The following is a 4,010-nucleotide window of genomic DNA, read 5'->3' on the forward strand; positions in this document are numbered from 1 at the left end:
GATCAGCGGCCGTCACCCCCGGGCTGCGCCTTGCGGGTCGGCGAAGGACGCGGGCCACGAGCCGCGGCGGCCGAACGCGCCGCGGAACCGAGGCGTAGCGGCGGTGCGGCACGCAGGGGCGCATTCGGCCGGGCCGACCGGGCCGGGGTGGCCAGCGACCCCGGGCTCGGTCTGGGCGACGCCGGGCTCGGCACAGGCGACGCCGGACCCGGCACAGGCGACGCCGCGGAGAGGACGGGAACGGCCGAGGCGGCGGGCCCCACCTCAACCGCGGGGACGGTCTGGTCGGCGGCGTCAATGTAGACGACGCGGGTACTTCCGCCGTGTCCGTGGATGGCAAGCAGCGTTTCCATCGTCGGATAGATCCCGATGGAATCGTGTTCGGAGTCCCACCACAGCACGCAGGTGCCGTCGGGGGCCTGCACCCCGAACGCGACCGCACCCGTCCCGGAGACGCCGGAGACGTCAACGTCACGCTCCAGCTGAAACCGCCGCACCTGGCGAGCGGACATCGCCACGACCTCCTCACGGGGTACCGTACCGTACCCGTAGGCATCGCCCGCGATCCGGCTGGCGCAGCCGACTCAGCGCCGTCGCCGACCTCGTGCCTCGCAACCAGCGAGGCGTCGCGGCTCGGCCGGATCGACCGGCCGATGCTACCTCTCAGGCGGACTTCGGCCGGTTGGCCCACGGTAGCCGGCAATGTCGGGGTGGGTCATCCGTATGCCGTCGTGGCAGCGCGAGGGTGATCCCACCACGCGGTAGCTCCACGCGGTAGCTCGCGGGTGGACCGGATGTGTCCGGGCGCGGGGACACCGCCCGAGCATGATGGTCACCTGGCCCGACGCACGATCACCGCGGAGGCGGGCCGGTCCGCCGGCGGTCCGAGATATCGGCCGTAGCCGGTCTCATTCCGTAGTCGACGGGCCAGGAACGCGACCGTACTTAGAGCGTTGATGATGTTCCGTGACGACGGCAACGGCGGCACTTCGGCCGCCGCGCGGCCCTAACCCGACCCGGAACCCTGCCCCGCTCTGGCAACCGGACTGCCGCGGCGCGCGGACGCCTCACCCAACAGCTCGGCGATCTCCTCCACACAGCCACCACAGCCCGTCCCGGCATCACATCGCTCGCCGACGGCGTCAACGTCGCAGGCACCCGAGGCGATCACGTTGCGTAGCAACCGGTCGGACACCGCGAAGCACGAACAGACGAACACCGCACCTCACCACGCCCGAGACAGCCAGCACGCGGACGGCCAAGCGGCAGTTCGCGACCCTGTCGATCTGTCGATGATCCTTCGACCCCGTGGAGCAGTCGACCCCGTGGAGCGGCCTTAGCTAAGGCTTCCCTAAGCAGAGGATGCCATGGGCCACCCGCCGCAGGCAAGACGGGCGCGCATCCGCGACATCATCGTGGTACTGGGCCGGAAATCGGCCGGGCCCGACAGCCCCGCCGGACCCGAGATCCGGCTCGCCCAGAATCAGCGGTCGGGCCACGGAACGATCTCGACCCGACGGTTGGCCGCCCGTCCCCGAGGCGTGGCGTTGTCGGCCACCGGCCACCGGGAACCGAACCCGGCGACGCGCATGAGGTCGGGACGTACGCCCCGGTCCGCCAGGTAGTCGGCAATCACCTGGGCCCGGTCCAGAGACAACGCCTGATTGAGGGTCGCCGGCCCGGAGGCGTCGGTGTGGCCGCCGACCAGGACCACGACCCGGCCGGCGCGCAGCGCCGCCGCCACCCGGTCAAGCCAAAGGCGGGCCGGGGGGCTCAGCGTTGCTGCGCCGACCAGGAACGTCACGTTCCGAGCGTCGAGGGCGGCGCGTAGGGCCGCGAGGGCCGCGGCATCGGAGGTGGGCTTCGCCGCCGCGGCGGCAGGCTTCTCGCGCGGGACGACAAGCCGGTTGTCCAGGGTGGCATCGGGGACGGTGGTACCGGCCGCTGCCAGCACCTGGGCGCCGAGGCGCCGCCTCGTGACCTCGTCGGGGGCACTGCCGGCCACCGCCACGGTCGTCCCGGAGACCGTGGCCGAGTGGTTCCCGGGAAAACCGCGCAGCGCCGCCGCGACGGCGGCCACCACCTCCACCGGCGGCTCCGCCACGGCCGGGTCGACCCGGACCTCACCGGTCACCGAGCCACCGCTCGCGTCCGCCACGGCAGCGAGCAACGCGGCACGGCTCGCCCGGTCGGGCACGGTCGCCGTGATCGACAGTCCTCGGCCGGCCACAGCGAGCACCAGGGGGCGCGCGGGTTCGGTCGCGATGACCACGTCGTCGCCGAGACGCGCGGAGGTCGTGCCGGCGACCGCGGCTCTCGCCTGTTCGGCGGCGGCGGCACTCGGGAAACGACCGGTGACAACCGCCTCACGCCCCTCGACGTGAACCTGGGCGTGCACGCCGCCGGTGGACCGGACCGCCGCGGCCGCCCGGGCGGCGAGATCATCCTCGATGGGACCGCGGCGCAGGGCGAACGCGACAAGGGCAAGCAGCAACCACGCCAGCACGAGTGCGATGGCGAAGGCGACCGGGCGCGGACGTTGCAGGCGCACGGCCGTGGACAGGGACATCGATCGGACTCCGAGCGGGATCGGACCGGACGCGGGATCTTCGAGGTGGTGTGGGGAGAGGGGTGCCGCAAGGTCGGACGCGGCCGGGAAAACCGCTGTCCCGCAACTTTCGCACATCGGTCCCAGAAGTAACGCATCGGGGCGAAAGATGCACCCACCTGGGGAGCCACACCAAGCCGACACCGGTCGGATCGGCCCCGGTCGGATCGGCCCCGGCCACCTACCGCGATCAGTTCGCGTGCGCTCCATCGGCTCGCGCCACCGGTGTGACCCGCACCGCCATGCTGGAGGTGGCCGGCGGGGCGGGCGGAGGCACCGGTGACGGTTGGGGCGCCAGGGAAGACGGCGGAGACGGCAGTGGCACGGACACCGGTGCCAGCGCGTTCGGCGCAAGCTGCGATCCGACTCCCGGCACGGCAGGCTGCCCGGCGGCACTCCCCACGAAACCGACCCGGGACCGCCACCCGGCGACGAGCGCGACCGCACCGGCGGTGCCGCCCAGGACCGCCCATCCGGCGACCGCGTCCAGGAGATAGTGGTTCGACGTCGACATGACGACGAACAGGGTCGCCGCCGGATAAAGCGCGCCGAGCACCCGGACCAGCGGTCGGCGCCCGAAGCGCACCAGCAGGAAACCGCACCACAACGACCATGCGCAGTGCAGCGACGGGAGCGCGGCGTACTGGTTCGTCAGTCCCTCCAGCCCGTCCGGGGCGGCGCTCGCGCTACCGCTCCACCATCCCCAGCCCTCGAAGTGGGACATGGTGTCGACATAGGACGTGCCGGTGAGCAACCGGGGCGGGGCGGTCGGGAACAGGAAGAACCCGACCAGGCAGATCAGAGTGGTGATCACCAGCGTCCAGCGGGCCCGAGCGTACCGGGGGGGGTGCCGACGATGCATCCATACCAGCAGGGCCGGCGTCACGACGAAGTGCAGCGTCGCGTAGTAGTAACAACAGACGACCGCCAGCACCGGTACACTCTGCAACCAGCGGTTGAGCCCGAGCTCGGGATCGAGATGCAGGAAGGTCTCCAGGCGCAGGAGATCGTGGCCCATCCGCATCGCCTCGCCGGTGGAGGCGTCGGCCACGGCACGGGTGCCGGTGTAGGAGTAGTACAGGATCACCAGCATCAGCACCTCGACCCACCAGACCAGCAGGCCGGTGGTCTGGTTGCGCAAGCGCCTCACTATGCACCTCTCGAACGTCGCACCCGCGCGAGACGCCGCGCCCGCGCGCCTCGACGCCCTCGGGCAGGACCGCACGCGCGAACGGACCGGCGCACCGACCGTCGCGACGGGCCGGAGCGTCTCGACAGCTCGCTCTCCATACCCTTACTCAACAGCATGAGCCGTTCGCGACCGTCACGGGCCGATCCGTCGTTTACGACACCTCCCCCGGGCGGAAATTCACCGCCTGCTCGCCCGCCCGACTCCTCCCCC

Annotated in this window: 4 protein-coding genes; all 4 read right to left on the bottom strand. The window is 71.9% G+C overall.

Going from position 1 to position 4,010, the window contains the following annotated elements; translation table 11 throughout:
• Positions 1-2 precede the first annotated feature (2 nt).
• The 4 genes from AC08OX_RS15565 to AC08OX_RS15580 all read right to left on the bottom strand — a co-directional run bounded on the left by AC08OX_RS15565 (position 3) and on the right by AC08OX_RS15580 (position 3,758).
• The gene (locus tag AC08OX_RS15565; RefSeq protein ID WP_476608474.1) at positions 3-512 is read right to left on the bottom strand and encodes a hypothetical protein; all 510 of its coding nucleotides are present in this window, start codon (positions 510-512) and stop codon (positions 3-5) included.
• 494 nt (positions 513-1,006) lie between these two features.
• Positions 1,007-1,219 (bottom strand): (2Fe-2S)-binding protein, encoded by a 213-nt coding sequence (locus AC08OX_RS15570; protein ID WP_476608475.1) that lies wholly within the window; start codon positions 1,217-1,219, stop codon positions 1,007-1,009.
• A 264-nt stretch (positions 1,220-1,483) separates the two neighbouring features.
• Positions 1,484-2,569: an OmpA family protein gene (locus AC08OX_RS15575; RefSeq protein WP_476608476.1), complete on the bottom strand. Its 1,086-nt coding sequence runs from the start codon at positions 2,567-2,569 to the stop codon at positions 1,484-1,486.
• A 229-nt stretch (positions 2,570-2,798) separates the two neighbouring features.
• Complete coding sequence (locus tag AC08OX_RS15580; protein ID WP_476608477.1) at positions 2,799-3,758, bottom strand: phosphatase PAP2 family protein; 960 nt, start codon at positions 3,756-3,758, stop codon at positions 2,799-2,801.
• Between the last annotated feature and the right edge of the window lie 252 nt (positions 3,759-4,010).

Source organism: Frankia sp. CoBUL1 (assembly GCF_978021245.1).

Bases quoted from the DNA above. Each gene is read 5' to 3' on its own strand.
- AC08OX_RS15565 (WP_476608474.1), bottom strand. From the start codon at position 512: ATGTCCGCTCGCCAGGTGCGGCGGTTTCAGCTGGAGCGTGACGTTGAC.
- AC08OX_RS15575 (WP_476608476.1), bottom strand. From the start codon at position 2,569: ATGTCCCTGTCCACGGCCGTGCGCCTGCAACGTCCGCGCCCGGTCGCC.